The sequence below is a fragment of the Paraburkholderia xenovorans LB400 genome, from assembly GCF_000013645.1.
Classification (GTDB): domain Bacteria; phylum Pseudomonadota; class Gammaproteobacteria; order Burkholderiales; family Burkholderiaceae; genus Paraburkholderia; species Paraburkholderia xenovorans.
Window position 1 is genome coordinate 1032589 of the sequence record NC_007951.1, and the last position, 21136, is coordinate 1053724.

Below are 21136 nucleotides of genomic sequence, written 5' to 3' on the forward strand. Positions count from 1 at the left end.
AACAGATACAACAACGAGGAGACGCCATGACGGAGACGACATCAGTTGCCAACGTAATCGACGCACGACCCATAGGGTGGCTGCAGCTCGTGATTGCGGCGGTCGGCGCGCTCGCGCTGCTTTGCGAGGGTTTCGATCTGCAGATCATTTCCTATGTGATGCCGCGGATCGTTCAGGAATGGGGCATAGAGCGGGCAAGGCAGGGCACGATCCTGTCGGCGGGTTACGGCGGCATGTTGATCGGCTTCCTCGCGCTCGCGCCGCTTGCTTCGAGGATCGGCGCGAAGCGGCTTGCGGTTTACTGCCTGCTGGCGATGGGTGTGCTTAACCTCGGGACGTTGTTCGCCACCGGCGGGTGGATGCTCATCGCCTTTCGAGTCGCCGTCGGACTGACGCTCGGTGGAGTCGTTCCCCCGACGCTAGCGCTCGTCGCCGAATTCTTTCCCACGCGTCATCGTTCGGCGCTCATCGCGATGCTGTATCTGGGGACGACGAGCGGCATCATGATCGCTGGCGTCGTCGCATGGTTGACGTTGGCGCGCTACGGCTGGCGCGGCGCAATGGTGGTCGGCGGCGTGATGCCGATCGTTGCGGCGATCGCGGTCCGGCTGGTCTGGTTCGAATCGCCGGTCTGGCTGCTCTCCCGCGGCGCAGCGGGAGCAGCGCGCGTGAGCGTGATGCTGGAACGGCTGTATCCGCGCATGCCGTCGAGCAACCCGGTCGCGGCGGCCGAAGCTTCGACGCCGGATGCGGGCAGCGTCGTGCATCTCTTCACTGAACGGCGCCTTGTGGGCACGCTGATGCTGTGGCTGGGATTGAGCTGCAACGCGGTCGTCTATTTCTTCGCGCTTAGCTGGATACCGCTGATTCTCGTCGGGATCGGCGCGACCCAGCAGAACGCGATTCTTGCGTCCACGCTGGCCAACCTCGGCGGTATTGCCGCAATCGTGACCGGTTTTCTGATGGACCGGTACGGCAGGTCGCGCGTCGTCATCGGCTATTTCTTTGCAGGCGCTGCGTTCGTTCTGCTCGTGGGCGCGATGCTGTCTCCGACCGTGATGGTGATCGCGCCGACGGCGTTCTGCCTCGGGTATTGCGTCAGCGGTTTGCAGAAGGGCGTGTCGGCGTTGGCGATCGAATTCTATCCGTCCGCGCTGCGATCGGCTGGCGTCGGTTGGGTGCTCGGCGTCGGCCGCAGCGGCGCGATTCTCGGGCCGATGGTGCCCGGGCTGCTGATGCAGGCCGGCTGGCCGCCGGCGCATGTTTTTTATCTGATGTCAGTACCGCTGGTGCTCGGAGGCGCAGGCATTGCGCTGATGCAGGCATGGTACCGGCCGCGTACGTCGCGGGACCACGCGCTGCTGCATGCGGTTGCGCCGGTACACGACGATTACCCGGGGACGAAAGTGCGGACGCGCTAGCGTCGGGCGCTTTCGCCACTCGCTTTTTTTGAAGCTACGAAAAGGAAGAGGAATGACGGATCTTGCAGACCTGACTTGCGTTGGCCCCGGTACGCCGATGGGCACGTTGATGCGGCAATACTGGGTGCCGGCTGCGAAATCGAGCGAACTGAAGCGGGACGGCGATCCGATGCGGCTGATGTTGCTGGGCGAAAAACTGATCGCTTTCCGGGACAGCGAAGGTCGCGTCGGAGTGCTGGACCATCGTTGTCCGCACCGCTGCGCGTCGCTGTTTCTGGGGCGAAACGAGGAAAGCGGCATCCGCTGCGTGTATCACGGCTGGAAATTCGATGTTGCCGGGCGCTGTGTCGACATGCCGAGCGTACCCCCGCATCAGGACTTCAAGGACAAGGTGCATGCGAAGGCTTTCCGTACCGCCGAGAGGAACGGGCTCGTCTGGGTCTACATGGGCGATGCGGCCGAGCCGCCGCCATTGCCGGCGATCGAAGCCAATCTCGTCGCCGACTGCGAAATCTGGTGCCTGCAGCGCGACTGCAACTGGCTGCAGGCGCTCGAAGGCGACATCGATACGTCGCATGTGGGCTTTCTTCACGTCGGCTCTCTGAAACCCGACGACCTGGCCGACGATCATCCGATGCGGCCGACCGTGCTCGATCGCGCGCCCGAATATGCAGTCACAAACACGGCGTGGGGAACCATGTACGGCGGTTATCGTCCGAACGACGACGGGCAGCGCTCGTGGCGCGTCGCGCATTTCATGTTTCCGTTCTGGACGCAGACGCCGAACAACCGCTTTTCGAGCCGCGCAATCGCGCGCGCGTGGGTGCCGATGGACGACGAACATTCGATGTTGTTCGATATCACCTGCGGAGTAGACGAGGGCAATCCTGCTTACTCGTCGACCAGAAAGACCGGCGAGCCGCTGTTTGCGCCATTCGAGTACGCGCCCGCTACGACAGACTGGTTCGGCCGCTGGCGCTGCGTTGACGACCGCCGCAACGACTGGGGTATCGATCGGGAGCTTCAGCGCAATGGCAGCCAGTACACTGGCATTCCGAACATCACGATGCAGGATCAGGCGGTGACGGAGAGCATGGGGCCGATCATCGATCACAGCTACGAACATCTCGCGCCGACCGACCAGATGATCGCACGAACCCGGCGGCGCCTGCTGCTGGCGACGCAGGCGCTGAGCGAGCAGGGCACGTTGCCGCCCGGTGCACAGGACTCCGATGTGTTTTTCGGCGCGCGTGCCGGATCGTTTCTGTGCGATCCCGGCCTGCCGTTCGAAACGGCGTACGCGACGCAACTGGAGACGGCAACCCGCTGGGCAGGAGACAAAGTCGTGTCGTGACGCGCCGGGCGCGGCACGTGCGCCGGCTCCGGGCAGCGCACGTGCGGATGGCATAATCCCCAATGTCCGGAGCGTGAGATTCAACGCATACTACATAACAAACAAATATGTATGTTTGTAACGTGAAGGCCAGCCGATACCGGGGTTCGGAGTTTTATCTAAAAAAGAAGCGAATAAAGGAGACAAATGCGATATCGGCATGCGGTAACGGCGGCACTCGTGATGAGTGCAACAGGGACGGCTTTCGCTCAATCGAGCGTGACCCTCTACGGGGTGCTCGACACTGGCGTCGAGTTCTTCACACACGCGAGCCCGACTGGCGGAACCATGGCCAGATTCCCGACCATCAGCGGAGGGGATCTGCCTTCGCGTTGGGGATTGCGCGGCGAAGAGGATCTTGGCGGCGGCCTGAAAAGCGTATTCGTGCTGGAGTCCGGTTTCGCGCCGGCATCGGGGACCTCGTTGCAGAATGGGCGCCTGTTCGGACGCCAGGCGTATGTCGGTTTGAGCGGCCAGTGGGGGCAGTTGAGCGTCGGCCGCCAGATAAACATGACGATCTGGGGAATGGCCAATGCCGACGTGATCGGGCCGGCGGCTTTCAGCATCGGGTCGTTCGACGGATATCTGTCCGCTGCGCGCGCGGATAACAGTATCGAATACCGCGGTACCTTTTCGAACTTTACGGTAGGGGCGAGTTATTCGTTAGGCCGCGACGTGATGCCGGCAGGAAACTGCGCGGGACAGGTTCCCGGTGACCTGATGTCCTGCCGGGCGATCACCGCCATGCTGAAATACGACACCGCGCGCTGGGGCGTCGGGTTGATTTACGACGAGCAGCGCGGAGGCGCCGGCGCAACGGACATCAACGTGGTGCCCGGCGTGACCGGCATTGCGTTCAAGACGTCCAGCGCGACCGATCGCCGATATCAGGCGAACGGCTATTTCATGGTCGGTGCGGTGAAGATCGCCGGAGGGTGGATTCATCGCGTGATCGCGGGCGACGTACACAAGCTGCACACCGATCTGGCCTTTCTCGGCGCCTCCGTTCCGTATGGCGTATGGACTTTCGATGCGCAGATCTCGCACATCCGGAACCACGACTATGACGCGAACGGAACGCTCGGCGTGGCGCGGGCGAACTACAACCTGTCGAAAACGACCGCGCTTTACGGCCTCGTTGCGTACCTGAAGAACAGCGGCAACGGCGCTGTGTATTCCGTCTCGTCGACGAGCCTCGTGCCCGCGATGCCGGCGCCGGGAGTGGATCAGGCCGGCGTTATGGTCGGTATCCGTCACACCTTCTGAAAACGTGTGTTCCTTGAGGGAGCAGGGCATGTTGCATCGAAAAATCAGCCGCTGGTGGACGGCCGTCGCGGGGGCGCTCGGGGCGGCCACCGGCGGCGGGGTGATCGCGGTCTACGTGTTTGGCGTGTTTGCCAAACCGATCAGTGCGGAATTCGGCTGGTCGAGAGCGACGGTTTCGCTGGGGCTCACCGTGTTTTCCATCGCCAACGGACTCGGCACGGTATTTCTCGGTGTCGCGATGGACCGCTGGGGCGTCAAGCGCACGACGATGGCGATGATCCTGCTGTTCGGGGTGTCGCTCGCGTCGGTCTCTCTGCTGTCGCCCAATTTACCGGCTTATCTCGGCGTCTTTGCGGTAGTCGGATTCGCAGCCGCAGCGGCGACCATCATGCCTTATGCGTTGGTCGTGTCGGTATGGTTCGACCGCACGCGCGGCTGGGTTCTGGGACTCATCAATGCCGGCACGGGTCTGGGCGGCGCTATCATGCCGTTCTACGCGAATTATCTGCTGGCCCATTTCGGCTGGCGTGGCGGCTATCTGGGCGTCGGTATCGCGGTAGCGGTCGTCCCACTGCTGGCGATGGCTTTTCTGGTCAGGCTGCCCGAGGGCTTTGAGGAGAACCGGCTGCGCGATCGTCTCGCTGCCGCGAAAACGGCCGTTCCGCTACATACGATCGTGCGCACCAGCCGGCATTTCTGGCTGCTTGCGCTCGCGATTTTCGGCATCTCGTTTGCGACGTACGGCATGCTTTCGCAACTCACGCCGATGATGCTCGACCGCGGTGTGACGCCGATCGTCGCAGCAGGCGTGATGTCTGCCGCCAGCATCAGCTCAATCTGCTCGCGACTCGGCGCCGGCGCTTTCCTGGATCGGTTCTTCGCGCCGTACGTTACCGCGGTGATCTTCATCCTCGCGGCGATCGGCATGTTGCTGGTGTCGGGCAGTCATTCGGTGCTGCTGCTGACTTGCGGCGCAGTGCTTCTCGGTCTCGGCCTCGGCGCGGAAGGCGACCTGCTGACCTACCTAGTGAGCCGCTATTTCTCGATCTACTCGTTCGGCTCGGTCACCGGTGCGATCTGGCTGACGTTTGCATGGGGTGGCGCGTCGGGCATTTATCTTCTCAATCGATCGTTCGACGTGACCCATTCGTACAAGCCGGCGGCATACAGTTTCGTCGCAATCGTCGTGCTTGCCGCGATCGCGGTTTCCCGCCTCGGCCCATATCGTTTTCCGCCTGCGCATAAGGGTTCGCATGCAAGTTCCAGCGATAGCGAGCTAGGCGACGAGACGGCCGGCGCAGTATCCAGGCTTTAGCACCGCAGCGATGGTCGTCGGACGTATTCCGAAGGCCATCGCACCGATTCAACCTCAAGACATCAAAGGAGTATTTCATGCTTGCTGAACAGCCGGGAAATCCGTCGACAGCGCCGGCTCCGCTGAAGCATCCCGACAAACTGTATATCGACGGGCAGTGGGTCGCAGCCTCCACCGGAAAGGAGTTTTCGGTCATCTCGCCGGATACGGAAAGCGTCTATGTCCGGGTCGGCGAGGCAAGCGAGGCCGATATTGAAAAGGCAGTTTCGGCTGCCCGCAAAGCGTTCGATCACGGGCCGTGGCCTCGGCTGAGCCATGCGGAGCGAGGCGCTTATCTTCGCGCGATGGCGGAAAAACTGCGGGCGCGCTCGCACGACATGGCCGCGATCTGGCCGCACGAGATGGGCGTCACTTACGCGTTCGCGCAGTCGTTCATGCCGCGCATCGCGGGCATCTACGACTTCTACGCCAATCTCGGCGACACGTTCGCTTTCGAAGAACGGCACGCCACCAGCTCGGGAATCGGCAACGGGCTGCTCGTTCGCGAGCCCGTAGGCGTGGTCGGCGCGATCATTCCATGGAATGCGCCCGCGATGATCATCGCGTACAAGCTGGCGCCCGCGTTGATCGCCGGTTGTACCGTGATCCTCAAGTCTTCGCCGGAAGCGCCGGGCATGGCGCTGATAATCGCAGAGGTCGCGGAGGAAGTCGGTCTGCCGCCCGGAGTCGTCAACGTGGTCACTGCCGATCGGCAAGCGTCGGACGCGCTGGTGCGAAACGCTGCGGTCGACAAAATAAGCTTTACCGGTTCGAGCGCGGTCGGCAAGCATATCGGCAGCGTGCTTGCGCAGCGGGTGGGGCGATATACCCTCGAACTGGGCGGCAAGTCGGCCGCTATCGTACTCGACGACTACGACCTGGAGACGGCGGCAAAAGCGCTTGCGACGGCAGCAAGCCAGATGACCTGCCAGGTTTGTGCGAGCCTGACCCGCATCATCGTCACCAAAAACCGCCACGACCGCCTGCTCGAAGCGCTCGCCTCTGCGTATTCCTCGGTGAAGGTTGGCAGTCCGTTCGATCCCGCCACGCAAATGGGACCTGTGGCCACGCTCAGGCAGAGAGAGCGTGTCGAGACCTATATCGCGAAAGGCATGCAGGCCGGTTTCACGTTAGCCGCCGGCGGCAAGCGTCCGGTTCACCTGCCGCGTGGGTTCTATCTGGAGCCGACGGTGTTCGGCAACGTCAGTAACCGTTCCGAACTCGCTCAGGAGGAGATATTCGGTCCGGTGCTCGCCGTGATTCCCGCCGACAGCGAAGAGCAGGCAGTCGAGATCGCGAACGATTCCATCTATGGGTTGAGCGGCGCGGTGTTCACCAACGACGTTGATCGAGCCTATTCGGTCGCCCGCAGGGTCCGCACCGGCAGCGTGGCCCATAACGGGTTCCGCAACGACTTCGGCATCGCTTTCGGCGGCTTCAAACAGTCCGGCATCGGTCGTGAGGGCGGTGTCGAAGGCTTGATGCCCTATCTCGAGACCAAGACCGTGCTGCTGGAAAAACTGCCGTCGCATCATCAAACAACGCAACCTAGAATAGTGGATTCGCCAGCATGACAAAAACGTACGACTATATCGTTGTCGGGGGTGGCTCGTCCGGTTGCGTGGTAGCCACCCGGCTGGTTGAAGCCGGCTTCGAGGTATTGCTGCTGGAAGCCGGGCCCGTCGACAAGGATATCTACATCCATATGCCCGCCGGCATGAGAAACGCCCAGAAGTATTCATGGAATTACATGAGCGAAGCGAACCCCGGCTCGGGCGTGCCTCCGATCCACATTCACCAGGGTCGTGTGCTAGGCGGCGGGAGTTCGGTCAACGGCATGGTGTACGTCCGCGGTTCGGCTCACGACTACGACGACTGGGACAGGATCTACGGCTGTACCGGCTGGAGTCACAACGACGTGCTGCCTTACTTTATCCGCTCAGAAGGCAACGAAGTCGTGAGCGGGCCGAAGCACGGTACGGACGGGAATCTGTGGGTCAGCGAGCACCGCTACCGGCATCCGCTGACGATGGCGTATCTGAGGGCAGCGCAGGAACTCGGCTATCCGTACATCACCGATATGAGCGGCGCGACCGAGCAGGAGGGCGTGGGCTTCTGGCAGTGCACGATCCACGAAGGCAAACGCGGTAGTACGGCCCGGGCCTACCTGCAGCGGGTCATCAAAAGCGATCTGCTGACGGTCGTGACCGGAGCGACCGCCAGGAAGGTGCAGATAGAAAACGGTCGGGCCTGCGGGGTGCGCTACGCTCGCAACGGCAATTCCGTTACCGATGCGGTTGCGACGAGGGAAGTGATTCTCACGGCCGGTGCATTCGAGACGCCTAAGCTCCTGATGCTCTCCGGTATCGGTCCGGCGCAGCATCTGAACGAGTTCGGCATCGGGACCATTGCCGACAGTCCGCAGGTCGGTAAGAACTTCCAGGATCACCTGATGGTCTCCATCACGGCCGAAACGCCGGGCATTCCTAGCTTCCTGCGCGAAGGAGAGGGCCTGCGCAAGATCGCGAATGGGCTGGAATGGCTGACCTTCAACCACGACGGCGTGGTCTCTTCGAACGTGCTGGAGGGCGGAGGCTATTTCGACATAAACGACGATGGACGAATCGATACGCAGTTGTTCGTTTTTCCTTTCTATGAAGGCAAGCGCGACGGAAACTGGACGAAAGCCGATCAGATTCCGGACGGCATGGCGCTCAAGGTCGGCCACGTCTATCCCGAGTCGCGCGGAGAGGTGCTGCTTGGCGGACCCCGGCCCGACGACAAGATCCGTCTGAAAGGCAATTACCTGTCGGCCGACGGCGACCTGGACTTGCAGGTGAAGGCGTTCAAGCTGGGGCTGAAATTTTTCGATGCTCCGTCGTTGAAGAAAATTACCCGGAACGTGGCGCCGAAGTTCTCGGACGACCACGAAATAGCCGATTACGTACGAAAGAACTGTACGACGATATTTCATCCCACTTCGACTTGCCGTATGGGAAATTCCCCGCAGAGTTCGGTGGTCGATCTTACGCTGCGCGTGTGGGGAATTGCCAATCTCCGCATCGCTGATGCCTCCGTTATGCCACACATAGTCAGTGGCAATACAAACGCACCGACGATCATGATCGCGGAGCGAGCGGCAGAAATGATTATTCATGCGTCGTCCCATTCTTGAAATCGTGCAGCAGGGAGCGAACGAACCGACTCGCGATCTGAATCGCTGACACGGTTATTGACACATTGTGATTTCGGTTTCGATGTCCGGGAAAGGGCACTGAACCACGCCCGTGGTCCAGTGCCCTGCAAAGTTCGGCCTTGATCCGACAAGAAATTACTTCCGGTTTGCAGAAGTGGCGTTGTATTGCTCGATGTAAGACTTGATGATCGACTGCCACGCACGAAGCGTACGATTGAATCGTGCACGATCGTGCTGCCAGAGACGGCGCACTGCTAGGCCGCGAATGATACTGTTCGTCAGCCACAACACGTCTTCCGCAATCGCCTTGGGTATGCCCGAGTCTATCAGCGCCTCCACCCAAACGGATTCGACCGGCAAGCGGCTGCTGCGTGAAATCGAGTGAATTTGAATCGGACCATCCGGCTCCCGCAGGTTCAGCGCGGCAAATTCCAGCCCGATGAGGAACAGATCGCTGAAGAAGAAATCCTGGCTGTCCTTGATGAGCGCGGCGATCGTTTCATCCACGGAGCGCGGGCGATGTGCACGGATGGCACCTCGTTCCGCTGTTCCGCTAAACGCGTACTCGAGAGTCGCAATGATCAGTTTATCCTTTGAAGGAAAGTGATGTGTTAGCGCTCCACGCGAGACTTGGGCCAACTCTGCGACATCTGCAGTGCGAAAACCCACGTACCCCTTTTTGGCGAGCACCTGCACCGAGGCGTCGAGTAATCGGCCTCGCGTCTCCTCTGTTCGCTCTGCCTGAGTACGCCGCCCACCGCCGGTAGTGCCAGGCCCTTTGACGCGTGAAACTGCCATCAGGAACATGTCATGAAAGTTTTGGAGGAAGTAGGTTAGCACAGGCCCCAACTGTACTGACCGTTAGATCCGGCGCACGAATCTCCGTGAAGCGCCTAGATCCAGTCTCTAACGAGTCTCTTGCATTGTGAATGGGTCTCCGTGCCGAGAGACCTCCCGCAACACATCCACTTGATGTCATTGCGTCACGGTGGATCGCCAGCTACGGCGCACGGTGAGGCCGATCACCGATGTCGCGTGAGCATGCGGTGTGCCGATCTGCGCGGGCAGGCTGTTACGGATATGCAACGCAGCCTGATCCGGGTCCAGGAGCGCGAGGAAATCGCTGTTCGTGGGGAACCTGCCGATAATCATGACCGAGGCGCATTCGATCGGCGGGGGCGGCAGCGCACGGCTGCGGAACAGTTCTTCTCATTCGCTGCGCAACGCCGAATTCGGCGGCCCTACGGTCCCCCTGATAGGCCTTAAGCGCATCGAGGCGGACGGATTCCTGCGCGGTGGGCGGATGCCGGCTGCCGCCGTCGACAATCAAGCGATCTTCGAAAAGCGGCTTCTGTGCGAGATCTGAGATCTCGTAGTCGCGCACTTCGCCGACGATCAAATCAATGATGCCATCGCGCAACGGCTCGACGAGGTCGGCCCAACTGCCTTCATGTACCCGGAAATGCCGCCCAGTCAGTTTCGGCGTTCATGCACGCCATGGCCTTCGACCATCTCGCCGACAGGCAAAATGAGCATGCTGTCGGCACGCCGTTCGCAGAGAGCGTGGGGGGCGCCGTTGCTCAAATTTTAGAATAGCGTGTGTCAGCATCGGCTGGGACAAGCCAATGTGCCGGGCCGCCGCGCTCACGCTACCGTGTTCGTAAATCGCCAGCATTGCCTGCAAGCGCCGGTTGAGTTGAATGAGATCGTGAAGCATTGCCCATTATCAGGACAGCGATGCGTGGTGGCGTCGCCCGCACGCATCTGTTTGATCAGCTTCTGCAGCAAATTGAACAACTGCAGGTCGGCCAGCACGACGAAGTGCACCGGTTGCGTTGGAGGCCTTCTAGGAGCGCCGATGATTTCAATACGCGCGCAATCGGCCAAGACCTTGTTGGACTTCATCGCCGTCATGGTGCGATCGACAAGCTTCCGTCGATTAGCGCGACGATTTTTTTAGAATTCGCTCACATCGCACGGAAACCGATCGCCATGGCGCGCTCGTATGCGAGCCACACGATGTCTATCGCCATGAGTACGTTTTCGCCAACCCGGCAAGTGGCGGCGCCCAATTCGACTATGCTGAGCCTCGCACTGTGCGGTCCTGCCTGATATGCTTACTGGGTTACGCTGTTTGGAAACGAGCTGCGGGTTGGAGGCGAGCTAAGTTATAAGACGCAGACTCGGCATCATACGGGGGCTTTCGCCGTTACACCAAACGGGGCGCCACATCGATACCACAGGACTGATTGAACATGACCGACCAAACTTCTACGCGGTTTCCTCCGACGAGGGACGCCCATGCCCCGGTACCATCCGGCGACAATAGTTTCGCATGGTCTGATGCGCGCCTGTTGGGCTTCGCATTGATGGACGAGGTGCACAAAGAATTCTATGCGGTTGCGCTGAATCTGGTGACCTGCACCGACGCGACGGCTGCCACCGCGATAGACCGGTTCGAAAGACATGCGGTTAGCCATTTCGAGCAGGAGGACCAGTGGATGCGCTCGACGAACTTTCCCCCACGTGACTGCCATATTGACGAACATGCCGCCGTCTTGAAGTCGGTCAGTGAAGTCAAGGAGGCGGTCGAACAGGGGCGGGCCGGCGCCGAAATGGTTCGAGATCTTGGCATGCACCTCTTCGAGTGGTTTCCTGGACACGCGGACTATCTCGACTCTGCGCTGGCGGCATGGATGATGAAGCGGACGATGGGTGGAAAGCCTGTTGTGCTAAGACGGAAAATTTGACTGCGCGTTGGTGCCCGGAGGAGCCGAGCAATGTTCGATTGAGCCCCCGAAATCTAATGTAGCGAGTTACTTTGAAGCTGAAAAGGAACGGCGCCGACGTTCGGGCAAGTCAATCATTCTGCCGGCTTATGGCAGAAGCGCGTTTTGCAAGAGCTCCATTAACCGCGTACCGCTCGCCGGTTATTGCAACGTAAATCAGTGGGGTTGACTAGATCCTATGGAGCAGGAAAGCCGGCTCACTGACGCCTAAAATCAGCGTGTCGAGGTTTGCTCAAGGGAGAGCATGATGCGTACAGACCAGACAGATATGACGAACGCCGGCGAGGTGGTGCTTGCCGTATCACTCGAACTGGCGAGATCGAAGCGGAAGGTTGCGCTGCACGACGGCCGGCGCGACAGCCCAGCCATTCACACGGTCGCGCAACTCCAGTCGGCTGCCCGGCTGCAAGCCGTAGTAAGCCTGATTGAACAGCATCGACAGAAGTGGGCACTGCCGGCCAGTACACGGGTCGTGGTGAGCTATGAGGCGGGCCAAGACGCGTTCTGGATCTGCCGCGCACTACAGGCTCGCGGGATCGAATGTTATGTCGTCGAGCCCGCGAGCATTCCCGTCGAGCGCCATAAACGGCGCGCGAAGACGGACCGGCTCGATGTCATCAAACTGGTCATCAACCTGCGTGCATGGCTGCGCGGCGAACGTGACCGTATGCACGTGGTTCACGTACCGTCACCGCAGGACGAAGCGTCACGCCATCTGATGCGCGATCGCGAACAACTGCAGAAAGAAGTGCTCCAGCATCGCGACCGCATGCGCAAGCTACTGGCCACGAACGGCTGCCAGGATGAGGTCGACAGCCGGAAGTTCGCCGGGCGGCTCGCCCGCAGCGAAGTGCGGTGTCACGATGGCGTGCCACTGCCCACCGAGCTCCGCGAACGGCTACTGCGCGAGTGTGAACGGCTGGCGCTGGCTGAAGCGCAACTGGCCGCACTGGAGAAGGCGCGTCCGGCGAGTCTGCCCGCGCGCGAGCGCATCAATCACCTCACGCGTCTGAGCGGCATCGGCCTAGTTGGCGGTTCGAGGCTGGCGCTGGAGTTGTTCTGGCGACAGTTCAGCAACCGCCGGCAGGTCGGCGCGTGCGTAGGCCTCGTACCGCAGCCTTACGACAGCGGCGAGAGCCAGGTCGACCAGGGCATCAGCGAACAGGGCAACCGGCCTGTCCGGGCACTGCCGATCGAGATGGCGTGGTCATGGATCCGCTACCGGCCCAGTAGCACGCTAACGAAGTGGTTCAAAGAGCGTACCCAGGGCACGGGTCCGAACCGCCGGGCGCGACGCATTGCAATCGTCGCGGTGGCACGACGTCTCGTGATTGCGCTATGGCGTTATCTGAAGGATGGCGTGATCCCCGAAGGGGCGACGCTGAAACCGGCTTAAGCCATTGAGGTCTGGCAGGAAGATACCGTTCAATAGGATACGCAATGCACATGGCCGGAAGTGAACATGCCCGTAACAGAGCCGGGTTGCTCCACGCAACCGATTCTCTAGATGGAGCATGTTTCCGATGATTGATTGCGGCGTAACGCGCATGCAGGATGAGGCGTGACTTCACGCCAGCGGATAGAAGGTGGTGAGACGTCAACTCTCACGAGCGCAAGAGCCGGCTTCAGACCATCGTGGATTGCAGCAACCGCAACCGCCCGTTCTCCACGGCGGAGAGGATTCGCATATTGATCAATTATCGAAATTTTCCAGACCACTTGACAAAGGACTGCTCATAGAAGGCTCTATTCACATTTTCACGAATGGCCCAAACGCACAGGCAAGGTAGGCGAACACCAGGTAGCTGTCCGCGACCTTGCCGTAACGAGTGGTGACTCGACGAAAGTGCTTGATGCGGTTAAAGAAGCGTTCGATCACATTGCGCGTGCGGTAGAGCATCCGACTGTAGCGTCGTGTCGACTTGCGGTTCGAGCGCGGCGGAATGACAACTTTGGCACCGGTGGAGCGAACCGCCTGCACAAAGGCACGGGAGTCGTACCCCTTGTCGGCAATGACTGCCTTGGCGCGCAAACGCTTGACAAGCTCCTTCGCACACGAGATGTCATGAACCTGTCCTTCAGTCACGATCAGTCGCAACGGTCTGCCTGCTGCTCCGCGGCCAGATGCAGCTTGGTACTCAGGCCGCCCCGCGAACGCCCAAGCGCCTGCGGGCCGCTTTTTTGATGCGCTGGCCGAATGCGGGTGTGCTCGCACGATGGTCGAGTCGATCAGTATGTGTTCGACCTCCGTCTCTCCAGCCATCGCAAGCGCGATGCGCTGCCAGACACCTCTGCGTCGCCATCGCGCGAAGCGCATGTACACGGTGTGCCAGCGACCGAATTCCGCTGGAAGGTCGCGCCACGGACTGCCGGTATGACCAATCCACAATACCGCTTCGAGGAACCAGCGGTTGTCCGTAGCCGTTCGACCTCGATCGCCTTCCTTGCCCGGCAGGATCGCTTCGACTCTCTTCCATACGTCGTCGCTCGGCAGTGTTCGAATCATCCTGTCTCGCGTACGCAAAAGACAGGATTAAACACATTTCGGCAAATGTAAACAGCCCCCAGTGTTCCGTCCCAGAAATAACTTTACATTGAATTGTGCTGTTCTATGATCAGGTCATGTTGAGTGGAGACGATCATGGGGGGCAAGGGAATCGAGGTTGTCATGTCTGAAGTGGAGCGGGAGCAACTGCTGTCAATGAGCCGTTCGCGTTCGCTGCCTCATTCGCTGGTGCGCCGGGCAAAGATCGTCCTGATGGCAGCAGACGGCCATACGAATCACGAAATCGCGACGCAATGTGAAGTCACATCCCCTGCGATCACGCATTGGAAAAGGCGCTTTGTCGCGCAGGGGCTTGCCGGTCTGCATGACGAAGCGCGCCCGGGGCGACCGCGCGCGCATGACGATGAAACGGTAGCCGAATTGCTGGCGAAGGTGCTGCATGAGAAGCCGGATGGGGCAACGCACTGGAGCGTGCGTTCTGCCGCTGCGCAAACGGGTATTTCGAAGAGTTCGGTGGCGCGGTATCTGTCGCTGTTCGGCGTGCAGCCTCATCGATCGAAGAGTTTCAAGCTGTCTACTGATCCATACTTCGTCGAGAAGGTACGCGATATTGTTGGGCTGTATCTGAGCCCACCGACCAATGCGCTGGTGCTGTGCGTTGACGAGAAGAGCTAGTGCCAGGCACTCGAACGGACGCAGCCGGTGCTGCCGATGGGTCTGGGCTACCTTGAGGGAGTGACGCACGACTATATTCGGCACGGCACGACAACCTTGTTTGCTGCGCTCAATGCTGCGACGGGCGAGGTCATCACGCAATGCAGGTCGCGTCACCGGCATCAGGAGTTTCTGGCCTTTCCGAAACACGTTTATCTCGACAGCCTGGGGCCTTCAATCGGCCGCCTGCCAAGCGGCTAAGGAGGGAACACGTTAGGGTCGGGACCATTCGTGGTTGGCTTGCACGGCAATGCGAATTCTCTCAATGACCACTAGTATTGTGAGTTAGAAATTCATTGAATAAATTGTCGCCTATAGTAGTGTTTGGTGAAGCACGAACACGACGAGGCGGCGATGCGCGGGCGACCGAAGGCAGAACTTGTGTTGAGTGAACCGGAGCACGATCAACTCACGTCCCTGACGATGCGTCGCAAGACGGCTCAGGCGTTGGCACTGCGAGCGCGGATCGTGCTGGCCTGTGCCGGGGGCATCGACAACAAGACGGTCGCGGCGAAACTTCGCGTTACTGAGCAAACTGTCTCGAAGTGGCGTGCGCGCTACGTGACGCGCCGGCTCGATGGTCTGCTCGACGCACCGCGTCCGGGTGCACCCAGATCGATCGAGGACGCGCACGTTGATGCCGTGATCGCGAAGACACTGGAGTCCCTACCTGCGGGAGCAACGCACTGGAGTACGCGCGCGATGGCTCGGGAGACGAGTCTTTCGCAGACTGCGGTGGCGCGAATCTGGCGAGCTTTCGGCCTGCAGCCGCATCGGCAGGAAACCTTCAAACTTTCGAGCGATCCGCTGTTCGTCGACAAGGTTCGCGACATCGTCGGCCTGTACCTCGATCCGCCACTCAAGGCGATGGTGCTGTGTGTTGACGAGAAGAGCCAGATCCAGGCCCTCGATCGTACGCAGCCCATATTGCCGTTGGCGCCTGGCATTCCCGAGCGCCGTACTCACGACTATATGCGCCACGGCACCACCACCTTGTTTGCTGCGTTGGACATCGCCACTGGCGAAGTCATTGGTGAATTGCACCGTCGCCATCGCAGCAGTGAATTCCTGCAGTTCCTGCGCACGATCGAGGCCTGCGTGCCCGCCGATCTGGAAGTTCATCTGGTGATGGATAACTACGGCACGCATAAGACGCCTTCTATCAAAAACTGGTTCGCTCGACACCCACGGTTCCATGTTCACTTCACCCCAACGTCGGCATCGTGGCTCAATCAGGTGGAACGCTGGTTTGCTACGCTTACCGAAAAATACATCCGGCGTGGCACGCATCGATCGACGCGGCAGCTTGAAGAAGCGATCCGGCATTACCTCGACGTCAATAACGCGAATCCCCGACCGTTCGTCTGGAGCAAGTCAGCCGATGAAATTCTCGCGAGCCTCGAACGGTTTTGCGCACGGGTATAAACAGCATCGGGATAAACGCCATGAACATCAATACAGTTGCCATTGACGACGCCGTTCTCGCACTCCTGCAATTGACCTTGCATGACCACAACCGCGCCTGGAAAGGTTGCGATTGGGATTCACTCAATCGTCTTTATCAGCGAGGCCTCATCGGCGACCCCGTCAACAAAACGAAATCCGTAATACTCACCGACGACGGTTTGCGCGAATCCGAACGTCTCTTCAAGCTGCTCTTCAGCAGTGCTGGCAGCGAAATCGATTAATGAAGTGAATTTCTAACTCGCGACACTAGAATGTCATCCTGACAGCGGCGATTTCGTCCCCGCTCTCGTCCTGCATCCGCTATTTCAACGAGGTCTTACGTTGCGACACTGGCTCCTAAAATCGGAACCGTCTGAATTCGGCATCGATGATTTGGCCCAATCATCGAAACAAACCGCTCCTTGGACCGGTATCAGGAATTACCAAGCGCGGAATTTCTTGCGGGATGAATCTTCGGTTGGCGATCTGGCGTTCTTCTACCACTCTAGTTGTCCGCAGCCTGGCATCGCTGGGCTCATGCTAATTGCATCCAAAGCCTACGCAGATCCCACGCAATTCGACCAGAGCAGCCCGTATTTTGATCTCAAATCGACAGACGAAAAACCACGGTGGACGGCGGTCGACGTGAAGCTGGTCAAGAAAACTCGTCTCCTTGGGCTTGACGAGATGCGTCGGGTTGACGAATTGAGCGGCATGCGTTTGCTTGCACGCGGAAACAGATTGTCGGTGATGCCAGTCTCAGTGACTGAGTTTGACGCTATTTGCAAAATCCTCGGTATCTAGACTTGTTCCGATCTCAAGCTTTACGCTGTCTCGCAAGAAGCTACGCTAGTGCCCCAGTCGCACATGCCGATCGGTCCTGTGCCAACGCCTCCAACGTGACGCTGCGGATATGGCAAAGTTCATCAACGACCCGCATCCGGATATCAAGCCTGGAAAGATCCACGCCTGATTGGATGGTTGCGAGCAGGCCGCTGACGCGATTGAGGCCGCTTTCCACCGCAGAGGCCAGTACCCGCGCAGGCTCCACGTAGTCGAATATGCCCATTTCCTCCCACGCGAGATCTATATAATCTAGAAGGCTTTGTTCATCGCCGTGACCGGTGAAAACAGCGACGCGTTTCAAGATAGTCCGATAGTCTGAGTCGGTAATGAACCGTCTTCCGTTCTTAAGCGGGTTTGCGCTCATGAACTCCATGAGGTGCAGCTTCACCATGTTCGTGATGAAACGATGACGGAACATCGACATGCAGGCGCGCTCATCTTGCAACCCGGCTGCTTGTACAATTCTGGGGAATTCTTTCTCCAAGGTCGATTCCGTGAGCGGTTTGCCTTCAACTGTCAAAAACATACAATCGCCAGTGTCGACCCGGCGGCCTTTTTTCTCTAGCATCTCGATGAGAGGAGCTCGATATTTGTATATAAAGACCTCAATCCGCATGGCGACGGCACGGTCGATCGGTACGATTCGCTCGGGGTCGATAGACTTACGACGCTTCAACGTGCACATAAGTAATTTCGCTTTCTTCAGGGCAGCGCGATTCTTCTCCACGGAGACTCGGGCCAGTTCACCGGGGCGCGCGCCAGTCGCCTCGAGCAGCGCAAGGAGAGCCTCTCTGCGTTTCCGTAGGTATTCGGTTACGATCATTTCTTCGGTGTGCAGTTTGTCGCTGAGACGTAGCCCTTGTTTTGCGAGTGTCCTAGATGCCATCTTGTTAACCGCTTCCCATAGTCGAAGCTTCAATTCTCGTGCAATAGGTCCCCGCGCGTCTTCGTGAGTGACTGGCTCGGGGCTATATCTATACTCTAGAGACATGACAACCTTGCCATGTCGACCGATACTCTTTTTAAGCTTCAACAGTATGCGTGGATTGACGTCGGAGGTCCCGACAATTGGCTTCTCACAACATAATTGCACTTGCAGCCATTGAAAAAATGATACCCACGTCGCGACGATTCGACGTGTCGTGTTATCGTCACGTCGGTGCTCAGCCGGATTGCGAGAACTGCGTTCACGCTGAAGCCAAGAAATTGCGGTTTTCATGCGTAAATCGTCGAAGTCCCACAAATTCACCTTTGAGTTAAAGGCGAAGCGCAAGAGCAGTGAAAGTTGAGCTGCGAACACTTTTAAAGAGCCGCCATCAAGTCGACGACTTGTACATTCGGGCCAACGTTCTAATAGATACATCTCGGCCAGGCAGCACGGGCGGCCGTCTGGCCAGCATATCGCCATTGCGGCTGGCATCGTTGTGAGGCATGTCAGATATTCTCCGGTCGAGCTGTTCTGCTCAATCGGCTCCGGGAACGAGAAATCTCTGACCAAACGGAATAGCTGATTGCTAGTCATTCTGTTTCTCCGGAGTGACTATAGTTAGGGCGAGGTTTTTTCCCCAAACGCTTTGATGCCTGAAGATCGCTTCTCGCCCTTGTGGGTCATTTGCAACGAGGTTACGAGTAAGGCGCAGCAACTCTGTGTACGCCATGGAAATGCGCAACCGCGTGCGGTCAGCCTCGAGCAGTTGCTTGCGCACTTCTTCGAGTTCCTTTTGTTTCTCTGCCGCTCTTGCGGCATTAGTCCGTGGTGGCTTCGATATTGAGTCGACGGCCTCGCGCAGGGAGTTGAGTTTGGCCCATCCACCGTCCTCGATAAAGCGATCAGCGGCCTTCTTCATGCTGTTCAAAGATGTCGCGGCAATATTTTCCGAGGGTATCGCTAGTTGAGCCAGAGCATGCTGGCTGGTGCAAGACTTGATGATGCGTGGATCTGCCTTCGACGGGTTCGAGAGGCATGTCGTTAGCACTTTACGCTTCCCTAGTACGCTAGATTTGATTCGCTCGCGCATCGTCTATCTCCTCGTTTATTCGGAAGCAAATGTGAGTTTCGGAGATCGAATTCGCGACTTTCACGCTATACGGTTCGATCTCGTAAGTGCCTCGTGAGAATGCGATCTCCAGCCAGTCGCTTAATTCGGTGTCTGATAAAATGCTGATTGATGTGACTTTAAAATGTTGGCAGACGGCACGCTCGAGTTCTCGCACGTTCTCGGCCTCCGCTACATCACCGCTCATATATGCCCTAAGCTGTTCGGTAGCGTATTGAGCTTCGACTGCCGGAAGCTCCATTCCCGGAAAGTTCGCTTCGATATACGCGTAGACATCTCTCGAATCCGAGTGGCCCGCGACCCACCGGGCGGCTTCAAGGCTCGCATATCGGTAGCACCAAAAGAAAGTTAGAAGAAAGCACTTCCTCGATTCGTGGGTCCGGATGTACCAACGCCGGCCGTACTCGTCACAGTCAAGATTGATCCAATCGCAAAATCGATCAAGATACGAGTTGATCCGCGCGACGGACAACGGCCCAGCTTGAAGGGAATCGCTTACATCGCGATCGGGCACAAAGTACAGTGAGTTCTTTGTCGTCGCCTCAAGGGATCCCGTCATTTGCCGTAGGCCTTGGCCGAGCAAATCGATGGTCTGGAGTGCCTCTCCCACGATATATGGAATCGGTAGTTCGTCTACGCTGCGTTGACCACCATACGTTCTTTTAGCGATCGTCTGCCTTAGCCAGTACCCGTCGCGTTTCGCGTGTCTGACGCAATCACGGTTTAAATCCCTGACCTCGCAGTTCCTGACGGGCTTAAGGATTGATAAGAGCAGGATTGAAGCACCAATGAAGACCGATAGAGCGTCGTTGAGGCTGGGGTTTGCGCGGAATTCCAGGAACTCGCTTGCGCTATTTCCAGTCATCGTTTTCGTCATCCATCCGTCGATATTCAAATCTCGAAGCGATTCCGGCTGTTCAAGGTTTTTAACGAAATCTTCTCGTTTTTGAACATAATTGATATTTTTATACGAGACACCAAAAAGACCGGCTGCTTTCAGGGACTTGCATGCATACAGATAGAAATCGACGAGATCTCTTCCATAAAGACTGATCCATTTCAGAGCTTCATTTGTGTAGCGTAGAGCGACTTTTATCGGCATCCATGGCGTATGCTCGTTAATCTTTTGGTTTCGATCCAGAATAGCAGTTACTTGGCTAACGTGAATGTCGGTGGTGTCTGGAATGAATTCTTTCAAATGTATTCTCGTCCGAAAAAGCGCGCTAAGCATCGCAGGGTACGCACCCGAAGAATGAGGCCTGAGAGCGCGCTGGGCGTCTTTGACGAGCGGCACGCGATGGGACGGATATTCTCGACGCTTTTCTCGTCCTATCATCAGGGGGCCATCGAGGGTAGGTTCAAAGAGTCTCAGGAGTGCGGAAAATCGTGCGTGAGATTTGATCGTCTGGAGTTCGAAATTAAGATTCTCTGCTATCTTTGATCTATCAATGAACCGCGCGTTATCCTTGGAAGTCTTATGGTAGTAATCGTTATCGCTCAGCCACTTTGAAATTTCTGTGCGGTCCGTTTCTTCTATGGAAAATGGGTTGATTCGGATTGTATCGGGAAGTGTTTTATTTAACGCATTCCTGAACCAAGCCTCCAGCATTGTCCATGGGTATCCGAGTACCCATGGAACACCGCCCTCAAGAAATCTCCGAGAAAATTGCTTTAGACCAATGTTGTCTAATCGGTTGAATGTCTGATGCGCAGGATCGTATATTTTTTCGTTCAAGTACATCCACCGAATCAGTACTGACAGGCTGTATAACTGCGAAAGCAATCCTTGAGTATTGTTGACATGAGGCGCAGGCGGAAGACGCCATAAGAATCCAACTTTTTGGGCCGCTTCTCGCATCAAAATGTTAGACGGACACGCGAGCGAGGTGCCGTTTGGGAGCCGGTAGTCCCAGTGAAAATGACGAACTTCGTGCCACTGGCCATCAACGAAGTGACTCATGCTACTGCCGATAGTCCAATCAAGGCTATGTATATCTGATAGCAGCCAGCTCGCTTTCCAGTTTGACGAGTACGACAGCGTCTCTTCTTTTAGCGAATCCAATAAACGTGTGGCGATCTGCTTTTCGTCTTTTGAATAGGCACCAGGGAACGTCTGCTGTTCTAGCACTTGACGTTCTCCTTAGAAAA

The 21136-nt window shown here is 58.1% G+C and carries 20 protein-coding genes and 1 pseudogene; 13 read left to right on the forward strand and 8 right to left on the reverse strand.

Going from position 1 to position 21136, the window contains the following annotated elements:
* Positions 1-26 precede the first annotated feature (26 nt).
* From BXE_RS04470 to BXE_RS04495, 6 genes are all read left to right on the forward strand, one after another.
* Complete coding sequence (locus BXE_RS04470; RefSeq protein WP_011487225.1) at positions 27-1421, forward strand: MFS transporter; 1395 nt, start codon at positions 27-29, stop codon at positions 1419-1421.
* Between the two features lie 52 nt (positions 1422-1473).
* The gene (locus tag BXE_RS04475) at positions 1474-2775 is read left to right on the forward strand and encodes a Rieske 2Fe-2S domain-containing protein (protein WP_011487226.1); all 1302 of its coding nucleotides are present in this window, start codon (positions 1474-1476) and stop codon (positions 2773-2775) included.
* A gap of 186 nt (positions 2776-2961) precedes the next feature.
* The gene (locus BXE_RS04480; RefSeq protein WP_011487227.1) at positions 2962-4080 is read left to right on the forward strand and encodes a porin; all 1119 of its coding nucleotides are present in this window, start codon (positions 2962-2964) and stop codon (positions 4078-4080) included.
* 28 nt (positions 4081-4108) lie between these two features.
* Positions 4109-5395, forward strand: coding sequence for an MFS transporter (locus tag BXE_RS04485; RefSeq protein ID WP_011487228.1), 1287 nt, complete (start codon positions 4109-4111; stop codon positions 5393-5395).
* 77 nt (positions 5396-5472) lie between these two features.
* A complete protein-coding gene (locus BXE_RS04490) occupies positions 5473-7008 on the forward strand; it encodes an aldehyde dehydrogenase (RefSeq protein ID WP_011487229.1) in 1536 nt (511 codons plus the stop codon).
* A complete protein-coding gene (locus BXE_RS04495; protein WP_011487230.1) occupies positions 7005-8609 on the forward strand; it encodes a GMC family oxidoreductase in 1605 nt (534 codons plus the stop codon). The genes BXE_RS04490 and BXE_RS04495 overlap by 4 nt, the downstream gene beginning before the upstream one ends.
* Positions 8610-8765: 156 nt before the next feature.
* On the opposite strand, the gene BXE_RS43860 is transcribed toward BXE_RS04495, so the two are convergent.
* The 4 genes from BXE_RS43860 to BXE_RS48120 form a co-directional block, all read right to left on the reverse strand.
* Positions 8766-9470 (reverse strand): TetR/AcrR family transcriptional regulator, encoded by a 705-nt coding sequence (locus BXE_RS43860; protein ID WP_148222904.1) that lies wholly within the window; start codon positions 9468-9470, stop codon positions 8766-8768.
* A 135-nt stretch (positions 9471-9605) separates the two neighbouring features.
* Positions 9606-9782 (reverse strand): hypothetical protein, encoded by a 177-nt coding sequence (locus tag BXE_RS46390; protein WP_158340917.1) that lies wholly within the window; start codon positions 9780-9782, stop codon positions 9606-9608.
* Complete coding sequence (locus BXE_RS48115; protein WP_011487232.1) at positions 9703-10050, reverse strand: hypothetical protein; 348 nt, start codon at positions 10048-10050, stop codon at positions 9703-9705. The genes BXE_RS46390 and BXE_RS48115 overlap by 80 nt, the downstream gene beginning before the upstream one ends.
* A gap of 66 nt (positions 10051-10116) precedes the next feature.
* Positions 10117-10347, reverse strand: a complete 231-nt coding sequence (locus BXE_RS48120) for a helix-turn-helix domain-containing protein (protein ID WP_081435485.1) — start codon at positions 10345-10347, stop codon at positions 10117-10119.
* Positions 10348-10367: 20 nt separating this feature from the next.
* Here BXE_RS48120 and BXE_RS48125 point away from each other — a divergent pair, with 20 nt between their 5' ends.
* From BXE_RS48125 to BXE_RS04520, 3 genes are all read left to right on the forward strand, one after another.
* Positions 10368-10742 carry a hypothetical protein gene (locus BXE_RS48125; RefSeq protein WP_011487233.1) on the forward strand — a complete coding sequence of 125 codons (375 nt, stop codon included), beginning with the start codon at positions 10368-10370 and terminating at the stop codon, positions 10740-10742.
* A gap of 143 nt (positions 10743-10885) precedes the next feature.
* Complete coding sequence (locus BXE_RS04515; protein WP_038456793.1) at positions 10886-11380, forward strand: bacteriohemerythrin; 495 nt, start codon at positions 10886-10888, stop codon at positions 11378-11380.
* A 286-nt stretch (positions 11381-11666) separates the two neighbouring features.
* Positions 11667-12815 (forward strand): IS110 family transposase, encoded by a 1149-nt coding sequence (locus tag BXE_RS04520; protein ID WP_011487235.1) that lies wholly within the window; start codon positions 11667-11669, stop codon positions 12813-12815.
* A 354-nt stretch (positions 12816-13169) separates the two neighbouring features.
* Here the strand turns inward: BXE_RS04520 and BXE_RS43875 are convergent, their stop codons facing one another.
* Positions 13170-13925, reverse strand: a complete 756-nt coding sequence (locus BXE_RS43875) for an IS5 family transposase (RefSeq protein ID WP_011487236.1) — start codon at positions 13923-13925, stop codon at positions 13170-13172.
* A gap of 135 nt (positions 13926-14060) precedes the next feature.
* Between BXE_RS43875 and BXE_RS04535 the strand changes: the two are divergent.
* The 4 genes and pseudogenes from BXE_RS04535 to BXE_RS04550 form a co-directional block, all read left to right on the forward strand.
* Positions 14061-14792: pseudogene (locus BXE_RS04535) on the forward strand (IS630 family transposase); the annotation flags it as partial.
* 201 nt (positions 14793-14993) lie between these two features.
* A complete protein-coding gene (locus tag BXE_RS04540) occupies positions 14994-16064 on the forward strand; it encodes an IS630 family transposase (RefSeq protein ID WP_011487237.1) in 1071 nt (356 codons plus the stop codon).
* Positions 16065-16084: 20 nt separating this feature from the next.
* Positions 16085-16327: a DUF6429 family protein gene (locus BXE_RS04545; protein ID WP_011487238.1), complete on the forward strand. Its 243-nt coding sequence runs from the start codon at positions 16085-16087 to the stop codon at positions 16325-16327.
* Between the two features lie 100 nt (positions 16328-16427).
* Positions 16428-16889, forward strand: a complete 462-nt coding sequence (locus BXE_RS04550; protein WP_011487239.1) for an EVE domain-containing protein — start codon at positions 16428-16430, stop codon at positions 16887-16889.
* 40 nt (positions 16890-16929) lie between these two features.
* On the opposite strand, the gene BXE_RS43880 is transcribed toward BXE_RS04550, so the two are convergent.
* From BXE_RS43880 to BXE_RS45670, 3 genes are read right to left on the reverse strand one after another with little or no spacing between them, the layout of a single operon-like run.
* Positions 16930-18453 (reverse strand): tyrosine-type recombinase/integrase, encoded by a 1524-nt coding sequence (locus BXE_RS43880; protein ID WP_011487240.1) that lies wholly within the window; start codon positions 18451-18453, stop codon positions 16930-16932.
* On the reverse strand, positions 18446-18949 hold the full coding sequence (locus BXE_RS04560; RefSeq protein WP_011487241.1) for a hypothetical protein: 504 nt from the start codon (positions 18947-18949) through the stop codon (positions 18446-18448). The genes BXE_RS43880 and BXE_RS04560 overlap by 8 nt, the downstream gene beginning before the upstream one ends.
* A complete protein-coding gene (locus tag BXE_RS45670; protein WP_011487242.1) occupies positions 18927-21116 on the reverse strand; it encodes a hypothetical protein in 2190 nt (729 codons plus the stop codon). Before BXE_RS45670 ends, BXE_RS04560 begins: the two co-directional genes overlap by 23 nt.
* Between the last annotated feature and the right edge of the window lie 20 nt (positions 21117-21136).